Here is a 16,948-nt window from a genome sequence, read left to right as displayed (position 1 = left end):
TCGCCTACGCCATTTCGGGGCGTTTTGAAGCCTCGCGAATGGCCTTGTGCACACCGCGCTGCAGATCCATGAATACAGGGCTTTCCATCACCTCTTCGCGGCGCGGGCGCTCGATATCGACGTTGAAGGTCTGCGTGATGCGTCCCGGGCCGATGCCCATGACGACGATCCGGTCCGACAGATAAACGGCCTCCTCCACATCATGGGTGACAAACAGGACGGTCAACCTGTTTTCCTCCCAGATCTGGGTCAGCAGTTCCTGCATCTGGTGCCGGGTCAAGGCATCGAGCGCGCCGAAGGGCTCGTCCATCAACAGCATCTTGGGCCGATAGGAAAGCGCACGCGCAATGGCGACGCGCTGTTTCATGCCGCCCGAGAGTTCGGCCGGATATCGGTCTGCGCTACCAGATAGTTTGACGAGTTCGAGATGCTCCAGCGCGATCCTGCGGCAGGTCGAGCGATCGTAGCCGGCGGCCTTGAGCGCAAACTCGATGTTCTGCCGCGCCGTCAGCCAGGGAAGCAGCGTGTAGGACTGGAAGACGACGCCACGGTCGAGGCCCGGCTGCAGGATCGGCGCGCCGTCGATGCTGAGATCGCCGGCATCGAAGTCCTGCAATCCGGCCACGATCGACAGCACCGTGCTCTTGCCGCAGCCCGACGTGCCGACCAGGGAGACAAACTCGTTGTCGGCGAGATCGAGGTTGATGTCGCGCAGCACTTCCGTGCGCCGCTCGCCGGTGCCGAAGCTCTTGTGCAGGCCGGCGATCCGCAATTTGGGGGGGTTCATCGGCTGGGCCTCATTGCGAACGGCCCTCTTGCTTGAACAGCACCTTTTCCAGCGCCTTCATCACCTGATCGGTGATGAGGCCGAGCAGGCCAAGCAACAGGATGTAGCCGATGATGGTGTTGGTCTGGAAATAGCGCTGTGACACGGTGATGCGATAGCCGAGACCCGATGTCGCGGCGACAAGTTCGGCCAGCACCAGCCAGGTCCATGCCCAGCCCAGGCTGATGCGCAGCGTATCCCAGATACCCGGCAAGGCGCTGGGCACGACGATGCGCGTCAGGATCTTGCGATCCGGCAGGCCTAGCGTGCGCCCAAGGCCGATGAAATCGGCTGGAACCCGTTTCACATTGTCCATGATCATCAGCACCTGCTGGAAGAAGGTGCCGATGAAGATGATCAGGAACTTCTGCGAATCGCCGGTGCCCGCCCACAGGATGGAGAGCGGCACGAAGGCGACAACCGGCATGTAGCGGATGAAATCCACCAGCGGCTCGATGGCCGCTTCCCAGGAACGGAAACTGCCGATCAGCACGCCGATCGGTATCGACAGTGCCGAGGCGATGAGGAAGCCGATGGAAATGCGGTACATCGAGGCTTTGAGGTCCAGCCATAACGTGCCGTCGGCCGCTAGCTTGGCGATCTGCGTCGCGACACTGCCCGGCGACGGCAGGAAGATCGGCTTTACCAACCCCAGTCCGGTCGCCGCCCACCAGGCAAGGCCAAGCCCGACGAACACGGCCACCGCGATCGTCAGGAAGCGCGACCTGGCGATGGGCACGCCGATCCCGGAGGATCGGCGGCGCCTCGCCGGTTTCGTGACCGGCCCTGGCGCCGGTCGCTCCCCGGGCATCTGCGTCACCACCGCGATCCGGCCTTGGTCATTCCGCCGCCTCGACGAAGGACGGGTCGATCATCTGCTCCGGCGTCACGTCGGCCTGCAGCAGCTTGGCGTTCTTGGCGGCGGCTTCGACATCGGCGAAGGTCTTGGTGGTGAAGTCGCCGGTCAGCGCCGTCTTGTTTTCGGCGAGCGAGTAGTAGCGCACGCCGTCAAAGGCGGTGTTGAGGTCCTTGACGTCCGAGCCGACGGCCTTGGCGATGATGGCGCGGCCACCGGGCGTGTCGGCATTGTAGTCCTTGAGCGCCGCGTCCCAGCTCTTGATCATGGCCAGCACCTGGCCGGGCCGCGACTTGATCACCTCGTCGCGCACCACCAGCACGTCGCTGATCAGGCCGGGATCCTCGCCGGCGGTGAACAGCAGCTTGAGATCCTTGTTCTGCGCCATGGCGACGGTGAGGTACGGTTCATAGGTGACCGCGACCGGCACCTGGCCGGCGATCAAGGCGCTGCCGGCGTCGGACGCCGGCATCGGAACCGGCTTCACGTCGTCGATCGACATGCCGTTCCTGGCGAGTGCGTATTTGAGCAGGATGTCGCTCGTCGTGCCTTCCTCGAAAGCCACCTGCTTGCCCTTGAGGTCCGCGATGGAGGTGACGTCCTTGCCGGCGATGATGGCGTCGGCGGTCATGGAGACGTCGAGCAGCAGCACGATCTTCACCGGCAGGCCGGCCGCCACCATGCCCATCGCCGTGTGGGTGGCGATGTTGGCGGCGTCGAGCTGGCCGCTGGCGAGTGCTGCGTTGATGTCCTTGTCCTCGGCGAAGTTGACGATCTGGACGTCCGTCAGCCCGTTTGCCTTGAACAGCGCCTTGGCCTCGGCGACATGCCACTGGCCGTAGCCAAGCCAGGGCTCGATGCCGATCTTGAACGCTCCTGCCTCGGGCGTGGTGGGAATGGCCGCATCGGCCGCGTAGGCTGCCGGGGCGGCGGCGAGCCCGATGGCGGCCGCCATCACGAGCGCGCGAAATTGTCCTGTTAGGTTACGCATCATCTTTGTTCCCCTTGATGATCAGACCGCTTTTTCTAACCCAGGTAGCCGGTCTGGTGAGACTGCGGGTTTCTGCTCTTGCGGCACTGTGCCTCGGCGTCTTACCTGCCACTTCATGGTGAAGTGCGAGGATATTTCAGCGTCAGCGGGAGCGGATGTCAAGGCTAAAATACATACATGCATATACAAGTTGGAGAGGCTCGATTTTCCACCCTGATCGGGCGCGTGCGCCTGCTTCGTGGGGACGCTCACTCACGCGTTTTCCGGATCGATCCGGTCGAGGAAACCGGTCACCCGATCGGCCCCGGTGACAGGTTCGCTGCCGACCATGACCGCTACTGAAAAGCCAATGAGGGAGGAGGTTGGCGTGTGGTTGCGCGCGCCGGCGCGCAGGTTCATGACCAGCGTCGGCGACAGGAAAAGCCCTGCCCGCAGCACCGCGCGCCAATCGGCCGGAAGCATGCCGCACCGTTTGAGCTCCAGCAGCAATGGCCGCCACAGCGCTGTCGCCTTGACCTCCAGCAGGTCGCGACGAACCGGGCTCAGGTCCCAGTCCGTGTCGACATGGAGCAGGTTTCCGTCCAGCCGCGCCTGGGCGCGAAAAGCCTCTGTCGCGGTCGCCGGATCGTAGAGCCAGAACGGGTGGGCGAAGATATTGTGGAACGTCGCCTTCACCTCCGCCAGCAGGGTCGGGATGTGCGAGCCGGCAAAGGCTGGATCGAAGAAGGACAGTTCCGCCCGCCCCGCTTTCGCCGTGTACCAGACATTGGCATTGTGGGCGTCGCCATGCGCGACCACGCCGCCGGCATCGGCAAGCCGGTCGGGCCGCAGGCGTACCGCGGCGGCGTCGAAAAGTTCGCCGACGCTGTTGGCGTAGCGCTGGCCGTTGATGACGAATTTCAGTCGGGAAAATTGATCCCAATCCAGTTCGACGCCGGGAAAGACGAAAGGCCTGCCGACATAGAAATCGGCCAGCCGGCCGCCCGGCGAAGAGCGCGTTTCGGCATCGATCAGCCGTTCGTAAAACAGCCTGTGGATTGGCTCCGCCGACACCTCCTCAGCGGTCACCGGATGCAGCGTCTCCAGATAGACCTTGAGCAGCTTGGCCGACAGACCGCGCTCGGCGAGAACCGCCTCACGCCGTTTGCCGGCATCGTCTTCCGTATCCAGCGCGAACAGCACATCCGAAAATCTCGGATCCGTGCGGCGGCGATAGACAAGGATCTGCTCGCCCGGCTGGGCCGACATATGCACGGGTTGGTCGACCGGCAGGCCGGCGCGCGACAGTATCTCGGCGCGGTAGTACTCGCCCGACATCGCCTCTTCCCGCTCTTCCTGATGGAACTTGAAGAAATAGGCCTTGCCGTCATCCTCGAAGAAGCCGTTCAACGAATTGAGGCTATATTTGTCGAAGTTGATGCGGACATTGCGGGGGCGCATCTCGAACAGGTCGCCCAGCAGCGCCGCCAGCGCGCTTTGTGCTTGGGCGACATCATGCTGCGCGAGCGCCCGGATCCGCGCCGTGCGGCTGGGTGCCGGCGTCATATAACATCCCCTCTGGCCGGTTCATCCGCGGAGGGTGAAACCGTTCCCATCAGTACATGTATATACATCGGTGACGAAACCTTTCCGGCTTGCATTCGCAACCTTGCCGTCAGCTATGCTTGGACGGGGAATAGCGGCTGCCGAGCGAGTAGCGGCTGCCGGCATAGGTCAGCTTGCTGATCGTCGCCACCACCGCACCCGTCCATGTCCGGCGGTGTAGGAAAAGGCAACAGCTGCCGACATCGATGCCCAGATGCCGCGCTGTCTCGGCGTCGGCCGGGATCGCCGAGATGATATGCTCAACCTCGGTCACCGGGGTTTTCTGCATGAGATAGTCATAGGTCGCCGTCTTCGAAAAATCCTGCTTGTCATAGTCGGGGATGAGGCTCGGATTGACGAAGCGTTCTTCCAGCTGCACCGGCAGGTCGTTCTCGAAATTGACGACGACGGAATGATAGATCGAGACACGCTTGGCAAACTCGAACGACAGCGCCAGCTCCTTTGTCGGCATGATGGTTTCGAGGACGAGGACTTCGGAGCGGTGCCTGTTGCCGCGCTCGATGATCTCGGCTGCGATGTTGTTGATCTCGATCAGCGTCGACTGCGGCCTGGGCGGCGCGATGAAGGTTCCCACACCTTGCAGCCGGGTCAAGAATCCCGCCGCGGTCAGTTCCCGCAAGGCCCGGTGAACCGTCATCCGCGATACGCCAAGCGAAGCCACCAACTCATTCTCGGACGGCAGCTTGCGATCCTTGCCCCACTGACCCGTTCCGATATTGGTCAGGATGTAGTCCTTCACCTTCTCGTAGAGAGGGCTGGCCGTGTCGGGCAAAGTGATCATTTATCAAAAATCCTTTCCGGCGATTTATCGGAAATCACGACTGCTCGACAGGTTGCCGCATGCGGATGATTGTTTTCAAGCCGTCGCTGCGCCCCGCCAGCAGCCGCTGATAAGCGGCGGGAACCTCATTGAGGCCGATCTCCTGGTCGATCAGCGCCAGCAGCGGTTCGCTGAGTTCACCCAGCATCCGCACGGCCTCGGGCAGCTCGTCGGCAAAGGCATGGCATCCCAGCAACCCGATTTCGCGTTCGACCAGCATGTTGGGGTCGATGTCGAGGCGGCCATGGAAGATGCCGACCATGGCAACCGTGCCGCCGGGATCGAGAACGCCGAGCAACTGGTTGAGTGCCGCGATGCTGCCGGTCGCCTCAATGGCCGCCAGCAAGGGGGCATTGGCGGTTGCGGCGGCAATGGCATCCCGGTCGAGGTCCACGATCGTTGCACCGGTCACCTGCGCCACCCGGGCGCAGCGGGCCTGGTTGCGGTCGGCGACCAGCACGGTGCCGGCAAAGCTTCGCGACAAAAGCAGCGCGGCAAGACCGCCGATCGGCCCGCAGCCGACAACAAGCACCGAGCCTGCCGTTTTCGGCAGCCGCCGCACCGCATGCAGCGCCACCGCGAGCGGCTCGGCCATCGCCGCGACCCGCTCGTCGAGCGTGGCGTCGATGGTATGCAAAAGCCGTGCGGGCAGCACCGCCTGTTCGGCAAATCCGCCGTCGCAGATTTCTCCGACGAAGCCAAGTGACGCGCAGAGATGCCGCCTGCCGGCACGACATTGCGCGCAGTCTCCGCACCAGAAGCGGGAGTCGGCGACCACCCTGTCGCCCACGGCGACGGTGCCGACGCCCTCGCCGATGGCGGTCACCGTGCCGGTCAGCTCATGGCCGGCCGTCGAAGGCGACCGGCTTATCCACTGTCCCGTGCGGAAATTGTGCAGGTCCGAACCGCAGATGCCGGCGGCATCGACCCTGAGCTTCACCCAGCCGGCATCCGGCGCGCCTGGCGTCGCAACATCCTCCACGCGCAGATCGCCGGGTCCATAGAGTCGGGCAGCCTTCATCGCGATCGCTTCCGCTCAGACGGCAAGATAGCGGTCGCGGATTTCCGAGACCGCATTCTCGTGCGAGCTGAAGCCCTCGTAGCGGGCGAGCCTGCGGGCATGCAGCGCCAGTTCCGGATAGGCGGCCGAGGTGACATAGCCGACCGACGAGCGCTTGACGAAATCCGTCACCGAGAGCGGCCCGTAGGTTCGCGCCCAGCGGCTGGTCGGCAGCACCGCATTGGGTCCCAGCACGAAGTTGGCAAGGGTCACCGGCGTGTGCGGACCCATAAGGATCTCGGCCGCTTCGGTGATGTGCCCGAGATGCGCGAACGGCTCCTTCGACAGGATCTCGAGATGTTCGGGCGCATAGTCGTTGATGAAACGGTAGCTGTCTTCCAGCGACGGGGTCAGCACGATGCCGCCGCGCTTGCCCGTCAGCACCGCGCGCGAGAACTCCACACGCTGTTCGGTCATCCGCGACCAGTGCTCAGGAAGTGCCGCGAGTGCTGCTTCGGCGACCTTGCGGCTGTGCGTCACCAGAAAGGCCGAGGAATCCGGCCCGTGCTCGGCTTCGATGAGAAGATCAAGTGCGGCAAGGCCACCGTCGACGCTGTCATCGGCAAAGATGATCGCTTCCGACGGGCCGGCCGGAAGGCCGGTGTTGATAACCGATGACAGCACGCTCTTGGCCGCCACCACCCACGGGCTGCCGGGGCCGACGATCTTGAGCGCGGGCCTCACTGTCTCGGTGCCGTAGGCGACGGCGGCAACGGCTTGCGCGCCGCCGCATTTGTAGACGGTGCCGACGCCGGCGAGGCGCGCGGCGACGAGCGTTGCCGCGTCCACCGAGCCATCCGATGTCGGCGGCGTCACGATGGCGATCTGCGGCACGCCGGCAATCACCGCCGGCACCGACGTCATCATCGTCACTGATGGAAAGGCGCCCTTGCCGCGCGGCACGTAAAGCGCGACGGACGCGATCGGCGTGTACCTGTCGCCAGCATAGGCGCCCGGCCGGACTTCCTTGAGCCACATCGTTTCCGGCTTCTGCTCCTCATGGAAATGCCTGATGTTGTCGATGCCGAACTGGATGCTCTCCACGACGTCCGTTTCGACCTTGTCGAACGCCGCGTCGAACTCCCTCTCCGACACCTGCAGTCCGCCCTCGGCGACATTGGCCTTGTCGAGTTCCTTGGCGAAGCGGATCAAGGCGGCGTCGCCCTCGTCCTTGACGGCCTGGATGATCGGGCGAACCTTCTCGACGAAGACCGTCAGATCGGCCTCGGCACGCTTCAGCAGGCCGGCGCGCTGGTCGGCATCGATGGATGACAAATCGTGGAAGCTGATGTCGGACATGGCTGCTCGTTCTCCTGGAACTCTCGGAACGCAATGACGGCTGGCCCCCGGATGGGCCATATTCTGCGGGCCGACAAGTCGACCCGGGACAAGGATCAAAGCCATCGAGAGGCTGCGCTATGGCAAAAGTATATACATGTATGTATGATAGTCGCCAGCAATTTTTCCATCACCCTTCCGGTCGAAACCGCAGAGACAAACCGCAAGATCAGATCGAGGCGAGAAAGCCGCCATCGACCGGAATGGACTGGCCGGTGATATAGGCCGCCGCATCCGAAGCAAGGAACACCGCGATGCCGTGCAGGTCGCGGAGATCGCCGAAACGGCGCTGGGGGATCTTGGCCAGCATGGTGTGCTGCCATGCCTCGTTGCTGTAGAAAACGTCCGTCATCGCCGTCCTGAAATAGCCCGGCGCGATGGCGTTGACCCTTATGCCAAGCTCCGCCCACTCCGCCGCGAGCGCCCGCGTCATGCCGAGCAGGCCCGACTTCGACGAGCCGTACGGCACCGCGGTCGGAATGCCGACTTCCGATGTCAGCGAGCACAGGTTGATGATGGCGCCAGGCCGCCCGGTGTCCCGCATCTGCCGCGCCGCGGCCTGGGCGCAGAAGAACGCTCCCTTGAGGTTCGTATCGACGATCCTGTCCCAGAGCGCCTCGTCGACATCGAGCGAGGGCCGCACCTCCTCCATCCCGGCATTGTTGACGAGAATGTCGAGACCGCCAAGCAGGCCGGCGGCCTCCGCGGTAGCTGCCCGGCACCGGCTGACATCGGTGACGTCGAGAGCGATGGCGTGCGCCACCCCGCCGGCCGCGCGGATGGCTGACGTGGTGTCCTCCAGCGAGGCCAGGCTGCGCGCCGTGACCGCGACGTCGGCGCCGGCAGCACTCAGCGCCTCGGCGATGCTGCGCCCTATGCCGCGGCTTGCACCGGTGACAAGCGCCTTCCTGCCGGAGAGATCGAAGAGAGAAGCGTTGCGCATGTGATCCTCCTTGCCGGCGTCGGCCTCGGCGCCCGTATCAAGCCTAGCATATCAAGTCCCATATACAAGCATATACAAACTATTTCAGCTACGGTACTGATGACGAAATCCGCAGCAGAGGAGCCTGCCCGTGTCGAAAGCCTCCGATATGGTCCGCACCGAAGTCAACCGTCTGTCGCCCTACAATTCCGGGCTGACCATCGACGAGGTGCAGGAACGATACGCGCCGGCAAGGATCGCCAAACTGGGCTCGAACGAAAACCCGCTTGGCCCGAGCCCGTTGCTGACCACGATCATGCAAGCCGGCTCTGAGATGTTCCGCCTCTATCCCGACCCTGCTGGGCGCAAACTGCGCCAGGCGATCGGCGACAAATATGCCGTCACCGAGGACCAGATTATCCTGGGCAATGGCTCGGAAGATCTTCTCTCGGTCATCAGCCGGGCCGTATTGCGACCCGGCGACGCCGTCGTCACGCTCTATCCATCGTTCCCGCTGCATGAGGACTATGCGACGCTGATGGGCGCCACCGTCAAGCGCGTTGCCGTCAACAGTGATCTCACCATCGATGTCGACGCGCTGGTTGGAGCGGTGCGCGAACGGCCGCGCATGCTGCTGTTCTCGAACCCGATGAACCCGGTCGGCAGCTGGCTCCCCGGCGACGATCTGTCGAGGGTTTTGGATGCGGTCAGCGACGAGACACTGATCGTCATCGATGAGGCCTATGCGGAATATGCCGAGGGCGACGACTACGCGTCGTCCCTGCCCTATCTCGGTAAGCTCGACACTCCATGGATCGTGCTTCGAACCTTCTCCAAGGCGTTCGGCCTGGCCGGATTGCGGATCGGTTTCGGCATCGTCGGCGACTCGGAGCTGCGCGCGCTGCTCGACCGCGTCCGCACGCCTTTCAACGCCAACGGCATGGCCCAGGCCGCCGCACTGACCGCGCTGGCCGACGAGGAACACCTCGCCAAAGTCATCGCATTGGCCAGAATGGAAAGAGCACGTGTCGAGAATTTCCTGGCGGACAAGGGCCTCGACGTTGCTGCCTCCAGAGGCAACTTCCTGTTCTTCAACTGCCGGCAAGATGCTTCCGACTTCGTCGAAGGCTTGCTGCGGCAAGGTGTCATCGTCAAACCGTGGAAGCAGCAAGGCTTCGACAGCTATGTGCGCGTCAGCATCGGCTCGACTTCGGAGAACGACCACTTCATGGCCGTTCTGTCGGAGCTGTTGTGAGTGCGCGCCCGCGAGGATCGTCCTGCGCTCGTGCCCGATCCTTGGTCACCCGATTTGCACGAGGCTTTGAGCAAGCTCATTGACCGCCGTGCGGCTCGTCGATGACGGAAGCTATTTTTTTGCACGTCGGACTGGCCGCAGGCCTTAACTTTCACGGCATGGGTTTTTACATCTCAGGGGTCTGGAGACGATCGAGCTTGAGGAGGCTCCCTTGCAGCGACCAGAAGACATCGCCGCCCGCCGGCTGGGCATCATCATCGAGCAATATGTGGAAGCGCGCAAAAAGCGCTACGACTATGTGTCGACAGAGCAGGCCTATCAGGCCATCCGGCAGGTCCTCAAACCCGCCATTCCCGATCGCGAGCTCGACGACATGGTCGCCTCGCTGGCCGTCAAGAACGGGCTGGCGGTCGTTTTCGACCGCCAAACCAAAGCGTCGGTTCCTCCGGGGCCAAGGCCCTAGACAGCCGAGCAGCATTGATTTTCAGGTGACCTGAGCGAATCCGCTTGCCAGGGGACTTCACTTAATAGCATGTTAAGTGAACCCTGAGATCGCCATGAAAAACGCCGCGGATCACGCACTCAACGACAATGCCGCAACCAGCGCCGAAGCGCGCCGCTCGACGGTGCTGGGCAACCGCATCAAGGCCTATCGCACCACGCGGCGCCTGACGCTGCGCCAGCTCGGCGACATGATCGGCACCACGGCCAGTTTCTTGAGCCAGCTCGAGCGCGGCCTTTCGGGAGCCAACACCAGCACGCTGATGCTGATCGCCAACGCGCTCGGCATCAGCCTCGCCGATCTTTTCGACGAATGCGAAGTGTCGCCGCACGCAGTGCTGACGCGCGCCGAGCGGCCGGCGCTGCCGACCAGCGAGGGCTACCGCAAGACGCTGCTGTCGCGCCGGCCGATCCGCGAGATGGAAGTTTATTGCGGCGAATTCGCCGTCGGCGGCTCGACCGGCGACGTGCCCTACACGCATGGCAACGCGCACGAGATGTTCCTCGTGCTGCGCGGACGCGTGCAGCTGACGCTCGGCGACGAGAGCTTCACCCTCGAAGAGGGCGACAGCATCGAATATTCGACCTCGACGCCGCACAGGACGATCAATGTCGGCGATACGGTGGCCGAAGTGCTGTGGATCATCGCCCCGCCGACCAGCGGCGCCATCGATCTCGACCAATATGTAGCCCGGAAAACGCTCGCGTCCGGCCTGCCAAAATCAAACAGCGAGCCATCGGAGGGTTAGAAAATGGGAAGCAGATCAAGATTGGCCGGATTTGTCGGCGCCGCCGCGCTGGCCTTGCTTGCGGCCGCCGCTCACGCGCAGAATGCACCGCCGGCCGGCACCGTCGTCGACGGCTCGCTGAAGGGCAAGACGCTGACCTTCGTCTCCTATGGTGGCATCTACCAGGACGGCCAGGTCGCCGCGCTCAAGGAATTCGTCGACAAGAGCGGCGTTAAGCTTTTGAACGACGGACCGACCGAAATCGCCAAGCTCCAGGCGCAGGTCGAGTCCGGCAATGTGACCTGGGATGTTGTCGATACGGACGACTTTCCGCCCTTCGTGCATTGCGGAAAACTGTTCCAGAAACTCGATCTGACCAAGCTCGACATCTCGCACATCCCGGCCGGACAGGTCGGCGAATGCAGCGTGCCGGCGATGAACTACGGCATGGTCCTGATGTACAAAAACGACACGTACAAGGACAATCCGCCGAAGGACTGGAAGGATTTCTTCGACACCGCGAAATTCCCCGGCACGCGCGCCATCGACGGCAGCGGCAGCCCTATCGGCGGCCTGATCGAACAGGCCATCCTGGCCGACGGCGGCAAGGTCGACGCCATGACGCCGGCCGATATCGACAAGGGCATCGCCAAGATCAAGGCGATCGGTCCGGATACCATCTTCTGGAAGACCGGCGCCGAATCCCAGCAGCTCGCCGAATCCGGTGAGGCCGACATGATCATCATGTGGACCGGCCGCGCCATGACGGCGGTCAAGAACGGCGCTGCCTACACGCCGGTGTGGAAGGACTGGCTGGTCGTCATGGATCAGCTGACCATCCCGGTCGGCGCCAAGGATACCGACGCGTCCTACGCGCTGATCAACGCCTATCTCGGCAAGAAGTCGCAGGAGACCCTGACCGAGCAGACCTCCTACTCGCCCATCAACAACGAGGCTCAGCCGAAGGTGGACGCATCCGTCGGCGCCTTCCTGACTAACACGCCGGACCACGCCAAGCTCGGCTACCAACAGAACATCAAGTTCTGGGTCGCCAACTTCGCCACCGCGTCCGACAAGTGGACGGCGCTGATGGCCGGCAACTGAGCCGGCCGGACCGCAGGCGTGAGCCAGATCTCGCATACGCTAACGGCCGGGGGTGAAAATCCCCGGCCATCAGGTACCGTGCAGGGGCCGCAACGGCGCCTGCGCCTCGCCGCCTATCCTTCGCTCCTGGCGATGCCGGCCTTGCTCCTGCTCATCGCGGCGATGGGCTATCCCCTGCTGACCGTCACGCTGCGCAGTTTCTCGGACCCCGCCTGGGGCTTGCAGAACTACGTCTGGTTCTTTTCCACGCCGGTGAACGTCACCGTCCTTTGGCGCACCTTTTCCATCGCCGCCTGGGTCACCATCGTCTGCGTCATCGCCGCTTATCCCTATGCCTATCTCATGACGGCCGTCGGGCCGCGCCTGCGGCTGGTCCTCATCCTGTGCGTTCTAGTGCCGTTCTGGGTCAGCGGCGTGGTGCGCACACTGGCCTGGGTCATCCTGCTGCAGGATTCCGGCATCATCAATTCCGTGATCAGGCTGCTCGGCTTTGATGGAGTGAAGCTGATCCGCACGCAGACCGGCGTCGTCATCGGCATGGCGCAGGTGCTGCTGCCCTTCATGATCCTGCCGCTCTATTCGGTCATGCGTGGCATCGATTTGCGCCTCGTCCAGGCGGCGCGCAGCCTTGGCGCGCGCCCGGCACGTGCATTCCTGCAGATCTATCTGCCGCTGTCGCTGCCCGGCGTTTTCGCCGGCGCCATCATCGTCTTCATCCTGTCGCTCGGCTTCTACATCACCCCGGCCCTGCTCGGCGGGCCGCGCAGCACCATGCTGTCGACGCTGGTGCAGAGCCAAGTGCTCAGCCTGCTCAACTGGGGTCGCGGCGGCGCCATGGGCGTCGTGCTGCTGGTCGCGACCTTCGTGCTTCTGGCGCTCGCCGCCCCGCTGATGCGCCAGCGCCACAAGCAGGCGTCCAGATCATGAGACTGGCGCCGTTCCGCATTCTGCTCGGCCTGTTCTGCCTGCTGGTCGCCGTTTGGCTGGTGATGCCGACGCTGGTCATCATCCCGATGTCATTCAACGAGAAGAAGTCGCTCGCCTTCCCGCCGTCCGGCTTCTCCTGGCAGTGGTACGAGAATTTCTTCACCAACCCGGATTGGCTGTCGAGCTTCTTTAATTCGCTGAGGGTCGCCGGCCTCGTTGCCATAGCCGCCACGCTGATCGGCACGCTGGCGTCACTCGGCCTCAGTCGCATGAAACATTCCGGCGCCGGCCTGCTGCGCGCCATCCTGATCACGCCGATGATCGTGCCCGGCGTGGTGCTGGCCATCGGCATCTATGCCGTCTATCTCGACTACCGGCTCGTCGGCACCACCACAGGCTTCGTCATCGCGCACACGATGCTGGCGATCCCCTTCGTCATCATCGCCGTGTCGGCAAGCCTCGAAGTCTTCGACGTGCGGCTGGAGACGGCGGCGGCCAGCCTCGGCGCCAACCGCTTCACCACCTTCCGCACCGTGACTTTGCCGCTGATCGCCCCCGGCATTCTGTCGGGGCTTTTGTTTGCCTTCGTCACCTCCTTCGATGAAATCATCGTCGCGCTGTTCATCACCAGTCCCTACCTGAAGACCTTGCCGGTGCAGATCTTCACCAGCATCACCCGAGACGCCGACCCAACGGTGACAGCCGTCGGGACCATCATCTTCATTGCCACGACGCTGATCATCAGCGCCGGGCTGATCATCAGCTCGAAATCGACGAGGAGTTGAGATGACTGCGAGGGAACGTGGCGCGGCCATCGACATCAAGGGCGCAACCAAGCGCTACGGCAATTTCACCGCGCTCGACGATGTCAGCCTGCATATCGAGCCGGGCGAGTTCATGACGCTGCTCGGCCCCAGCGGCTCGGGCAAGACCACCACGCTGAACGTCGTGGCCGGCTTCACCGACCTCACCTCCGGCGACCTCGCCGTCGGCGGCAAGAGCATCGTCGCGCTGCCGGCGCACAAGCGCAACATCGGCGTCGTCTTCCAGCACTACGCGCTGTTTCCGCACATGACCGTCGGCAAGAACGTCGCCTATCCCCTCACCTTGCGCGGTATGGACAAGCAGGCGCGCGACCGCCAGGTCGCGCGGGCGCTCGACATGGTCAAGATGGCCGATTTCGCGCATCGCTATCCCTCTGAACTCTCCGGCGGCCAGCAGCAGCGCGTGGCGCTTGCCCGCGCCATCGTCTTCGATCCGCCGCTGCTTTTGATGGACGAGCCGCTCGGCGCGCTCGACAAGAAACTGCGCGAATGGCTGCAGCTGGAGATCAAGCGCATCCACCGCGAGCTCGGCACCACCTTCGTCTACGTCACGCACGACCAGGAAGAAGCGCTGGTTCTGTCCGATCGGATCGCCGTGTTCAACCGGGGCCGCATCGAACAGGTGGGAACCGGCCGCCAGCTCTATGACGAGCCGACGACGTTGTTCGTGGCGAAGTTCATCGGCGAATCGACCAGTTTGCGCGGCGAGGCCCAGGCGTCCGGAAACGAGACCAGTCTGACGATCGCCGGCCAGAGGATCGTTGTCGGCGGCAAGCTCGCCGGCGGCCATAAACCGGTGGTCCTGCTGCGCCCCGAAAAGCTCTCGCTTGCCGGCACCAACACGCCTCCCTCCGCCGGGCAGAACAGCCTCACCGGTGAGGTCAGCGAAGCAATCTATCTGGGGTCCGGCTCGAAATACCAGGTGACGCTTCGCGACGGCTCGGTCGCCATCGTGCGCTCGTCTCTGGAAGCCACACCGTTCTCGATTGGTGACACGGTCGATCTGCGCTGGTCCGTCGTCGATGCAAAACTTCTTGCCGACGACGACCGCGCCGACATGACGATGACCTGACCGCTCTTCCCCGCAGGATTTTTAGACATGGACGCCAAAGCCAACGGCAACGTCTCGTTCTGGTATGCCGACATCGGCCTGCCGGCCTATCGCGCGCCGCTCCCGGGCGATCTCGAAGCCGATGTCTGCATCGTCGGCGCCGGCTACACCGGCCTGTGGACAGTCTACTATCTGAAGAAGGCCGATCCATCGATCCGCATCGCCATCGTCGAACGGGAGTTCGCCGGCTTCGGCGCGTCGGGCCGCAATGGCGGCTGGCTGTCCGGCGGCTTCAGCTGGTCGCGCGAGAAATATCTTCAGACCTCGACGCGTGGCGCCGTCATCGACATGGAAACCGCCATGCATGGCACGGTCGACGAGGTGATCAAGGTGACCGAGGCCGAAGGCATCGATGCCGACATCCGCCGCGTCGACAATTTGACGGTCGCGACCAACCCGCCGCAACTCGAACGCATCAAGGCTGCCTATGCCGATGCGATCGGCTGGAGCGTGCCGCCGGATCGCGTCAGCCTGATCGACCAGGCAGAGGCCAAGGCCCGTATCAACATCAAAAATGTGCTCGGCGGCTATGTTCATCACGGCACCGCGCGCGTGCAGCCGGCCAAGCTGGTGCGCGGCCTGTCGCAAGCCGTCGAGCGGCTTGGCGTGCGTATCTATGAGCAGACAACCGTGACCGGCATCGAGAAGGGCAAGGTCACCACGAACCGCGGCATTGTGCGCGCGCCCATCATCATCCGTGCCACGGAGGGGTTCACGGCCGGCATACCAGGCAACGAGCGGCTCTGGCTGCCACTCAACAGCGCGCAGATCATCACCGAGCCACTGTCGCAATCGCTGTGGGACGAGATCGGCTGGGAAGGCCACGAGCTTCTGGGCGACGCCGCGCACGCCTATTGCTATGCGCAACGCACCCGGGAAGGCCGCATCACCATGGGCGGACGCGGCGTGCCCTATCGCTACGGGTCGCAGACGGATGTGCGCGGCCAGACGCAGCAGGCGACCATCGAAAGCCTGCACGCGATCCTCACCCGGCTTCTGCCGCAGACAGCCAAGCTTCGCATCGACCACGCCTGGTGCGGCGTGCTGGGCGTGCCGCGCGACTGGTGCACGACGGCCGGTCTCGATCCGCAAACCGGCATCGGCTGGGCCGGCGGCTATGTCGGGCTCGGCGTGTCGAGCTCCAACCTTTCGGGCCGTACGCTGCGCGACCTCATCCTGCGCCGCGACACCGAACTGACCCGCCTGCCCTGGGTCAACCGGCAGGTCAGCAAATGGGAGCCCGAGCCGATGCGCTGGCTCGGCGTCCATTCGATGTATCAGCTCTACCGCGTCGCCGACGAGCGAGAGGAAGCCGGCCTCCAGCACACGTCGAAACTGGCCGCAGTCGCCGACCGCATCACGGGACATTGAGAGACTGCCATGACCGACTTCCAGAATTTCGCCCATCTCGCCTCCATCGATCTTGGCGAGCCCGAGCCCAAGCCGACCTCGATCAGCGGCGATCAGCTAGAAGCGTCGAAGACGCTGTGGACCTCGCCGGACGGCACGCTGGAAATCGGCCTCTGGGAATGTACGCCGGGCCGCTTCACCGCGTCGCGCGACAGCAATTCCGAAACTTGCCACATCGTGTCAGGCCGGGTCTCGCTGCACGGTCCCGATGGCCGCAGCGAGGATGTCGGCCCCGGCGAAATGCTGGTGCTGCCGAAAGGCTGGAAAGGCGAATGGACGATCCACGAGAAGACGCGGAAACTCTACATCCTGCACTTCGAGGCGTGAGCCGGCTGGAACAGCCGCTACTCGTCGTCTGAACCATCATCCCCAGCAGGGGTCGGCTTGTCTTCAATCGCCCGCCGCAAGGCGTCGTTGATGCGGTCCTGCCAGCCGGGACCGTCCGCCTGGAAATGGTCCAGCACGGCGCGGTCGATTCGGATCGAAACAAGCTCCCTGACACCTGGAGCAGCCGACGGCTCACGAACCGGAGCAACCGGCTTCTTGATTGGCTTGAAAGCCGCCTCGGCGGCCGCCATCGGATTTGTCGGTCGGCGCGGAGGATTTGCCATTGGATGACCCTGACTGAAGACGATTCGCGCGCGACGCCGCACGCTTGCGCCACCATAGC

At 63.8% G+C, this 16,948-nt stretch carries 18 protein-coding genes; 9 read left to right on the top strand and 9 right to left on the bottom strand.

Translation table 11 applies throughout. The features are described from left to right. Positions 1-4: 4 nt before the first annotated feature. From ACSQ3L_RS13190 to ACSQ3L_RS13155, 8 genes are all read right to left on the bottom strand, one after another. Positions 5-787: an ABC transporter ATP-binding protein gene (locus tag ACSQ3L_RS13190; RefSeq protein ID WP_436160345.1), complete on the bottom strand. Its 783-nt coding sequence runs from the start codon at positions 785-787 to the stop codon at positions 5-7. 10 nt (positions 788-797) lie between these two features. Then, on the bottom strand, positions 798-1,565 hold the full coding sequence (locus ACSQ3L_RS13185; protein ID WP_436160344.1) for an ABC transporter permease: 768 nt from the start codon (positions 1,563-1,565) through the stop codon (positions 798-800). A gap of 100 nt (positions 1,566-1,665) precedes the next feature. Then, complete coding sequence (locus ACSQ3L_RS13180) at positions 1,666-2,673, bottom strand: ABC transporter substrate-binding protein (RefSeq protein WP_436163426.1); 1,008 nt, start codon at positions 2,671-2,673, stop codon at positions 1,666-1,668. Between the two features lie 252 nt (positions 2,674-2,925). After that, complete coding sequence (locus tag ACSQ3L_RS13175; protein ID WP_436160343.1) at positions 2,926-4,218, bottom strand: hypothetical protein; 1,293 nt, start codon at positions 4,216-4,218, stop codon at positions 2,926-2,928. 109 nt (positions 4,219-4,327) lie between these two features. After that, the gene (gene hutC / locus ACSQ3L_RS13170; RefSeq protein ID WP_436160342.1) at positions 4,328-5,059 is read right to left on the bottom strand and encodes a histidine utilization repressor; all 732 of its coding nucleotides are present in this window, start codon (positions 5,057-5,059) and stop codon (positions 4,328-4,330) included. A 34-nt stretch (positions 5,060-5,093) separates the two neighbouring features. Beyond that, positions 5,094-6,119, bottom strand: coding sequence for a zinc-dependent alcohol dehydrogenase (locus ACSQ3L_RS13165; protein ID WP_436160341.1), 1,026 nt, complete (start codon positions 6,117-6,119; stop codon positions 5,094-5,096). Between the two features lie 15 nt (positions 6,120-6,134). Next, on the bottom strand, positions 6,135-7,457 hold the full coding sequence (hisD, locus tag ACSQ3L_RS13160) for a histidinol dehydrogenase (RefSeq protein WP_436160340.1): 1,323 nt from the start codon (positions 7,455-7,457) through the stop codon (positions 6,135-6,137). Between the two features lie 208 nt (positions 7,458-7,665). Next, positions 7,666-8,439 carry an SDR family NAD(P)-dependent oxidoreductase gene (locus tag ACSQ3L_RS13155; protein WP_436160339.1) on the bottom strand — a complete coding sequence of 258 codons (774 nt, stop codon included), beginning with the start codon at positions 8,437-8,439 and terminating at the stop codon, positions 7,666-7,668. A gap of 130 nt (positions 8,440-8,569) precedes the next feature. On the opposite strand from ACSQ3L_RS13155, the gene ACSQ3L_RS13150 reads away from it, so the two are divergent. The 9 genes from ACSQ3L_RS13150 to ACSQ3L_RS13110 all read left to right on the top strand — a co-directional run bounded on the left by ACSQ3L_RS13150 (position 8,570) and on the right by ACSQ3L_RS13110 (position 16,605). Continuing rightward, complete coding sequence (locus ACSQ3L_RS13150) at positions 8,570-9,673, top strand: histidinol-phosphate transaminase (RefSeq protein WP_436160338.1); 1,104 nt, start codon at positions 8,570-8,572, stop codon at positions 9,671-9,673. A gap of 211 nt (positions 9,674-9,884) precedes the next feature. Continuing rightward, a complete protein-coding gene (locus ACSQ3L_RS13145) occupies positions 9,885-10,136 on the top strand; it encodes a hypothetical protein (protein ID WP_436160337.1) in 252 nt (83 codons plus the stop codon). Positions 10,137-10,230: 94 nt separating this feature from the next. Then, positions 10,231-10,923, top strand: coding sequence for a helix-turn-helix domain-containing protein (locus ACSQ3L_RS13140; protein ID WP_436160336.1), 693 nt, complete (start codon positions 10,231-10,233; stop codon positions 10,921-10,923). A 3-nt stretch (positions 10,924-10,926) separates the two neighbouring features. Then, on the top strand, positions 10,927-12,006 hold the full coding sequence (locus tag ACSQ3L_RS13135; protein WP_436160335.1) for an extracellular solute-binding protein: 1,080 nt from the start codon (positions 10,927-10,929) through the stop codon (positions 12,004-12,006). Between the two features lie 18 nt (positions 12,007-12,024). Then, entirely contained in the window at positions 12,025-12,933 is a 909-nt protein-coding gene (locus ACSQ3L_RS13130) for an ABC transporter permease (RefSeq protein WP_436160334.1), read from the top strand. Then, positions 12,930-13,718 carry an ABC transporter permease gene (locus ACSQ3L_RS13125; protein WP_436160333.1) on the top strand — a complete coding sequence of 263 codons (789 nt, stop codon included), beginning with the start codon at positions 12,930-12,932 and terminating at the stop codon, positions 13,716-13,718. Before ACSQ3L_RS13130 ends, ACSQ3L_RS13125 begins: the two co-directional genes overlap by 4 nt. Before the next feature lies 1 nt (position 13,719). Beyond that, positions 13,720-14,829: an ABC transporter ATP-binding protein gene (locus ACSQ3L_RS13120; protein WP_436160332.1), complete on the top strand. Its 1,110-nt coding sequence runs from the start codon at positions 13,720-13,722 to the stop codon at positions 14,827-14,829. A gap of 27 nt (positions 14,830-14,856) precedes the next feature. Then, the gene (locus tag ACSQ3L_RS13115; RefSeq protein WP_436160331.1) at positions 14,857-16,239 is read left to right on the top strand and encodes an NAD(P)/FAD-dependent oxidoreductase; all 1,383 of its coding nucleotides are present in this window, start codon (positions 14,857-14,859) and stop codon (positions 16,237-16,239) included. Between the two features lie 9 nt (positions 16,240-16,248). Then, positions 16,249-16,605 carry a cupin domain-containing protein gene (locus ACSQ3L_RS13110; RefSeq protein WP_436160330.1) on the top strand — a complete coding sequence of 119 codons (357 nt, stop codon included), beginning with the start codon at positions 16,249-16,251 and terminating at the stop codon, positions 16,603-16,605. A gap of 17 nt (positions 16,606-16,622) precedes the next feature. Here ACSQ3L_RS13110 and ACSQ3L_RS13105 read toward each other — a convergent pair whose 3' ends face one another. Continuing rightward, positions 16,623-16,889, bottom strand: coding sequence for a BrnA antitoxin family protein (locus ACSQ3L_RS13105; RefSeq protein WP_436160329.1), 267 nt, complete (start codon positions 16,887-16,889; stop codon positions 16,623-16,625). Between the last annotated feature and the right edge of the window lie 59 nt (positions 16,890-16,948).

Origin of the sequence: Mesorhizobium sp. LjRoot246 (genome assembly GCF_964254115.1) — a bacterium.
Taxonomy (GTDB): domain Bacteria; phylum Pseudomonadota; class Alphaproteobacteria; order Rhizobiales; family Rhizobiaceae; genus Mesorhizobium.
This window is presented reverse-complemented; position numbering and strand designations above follow the sequence as displayed.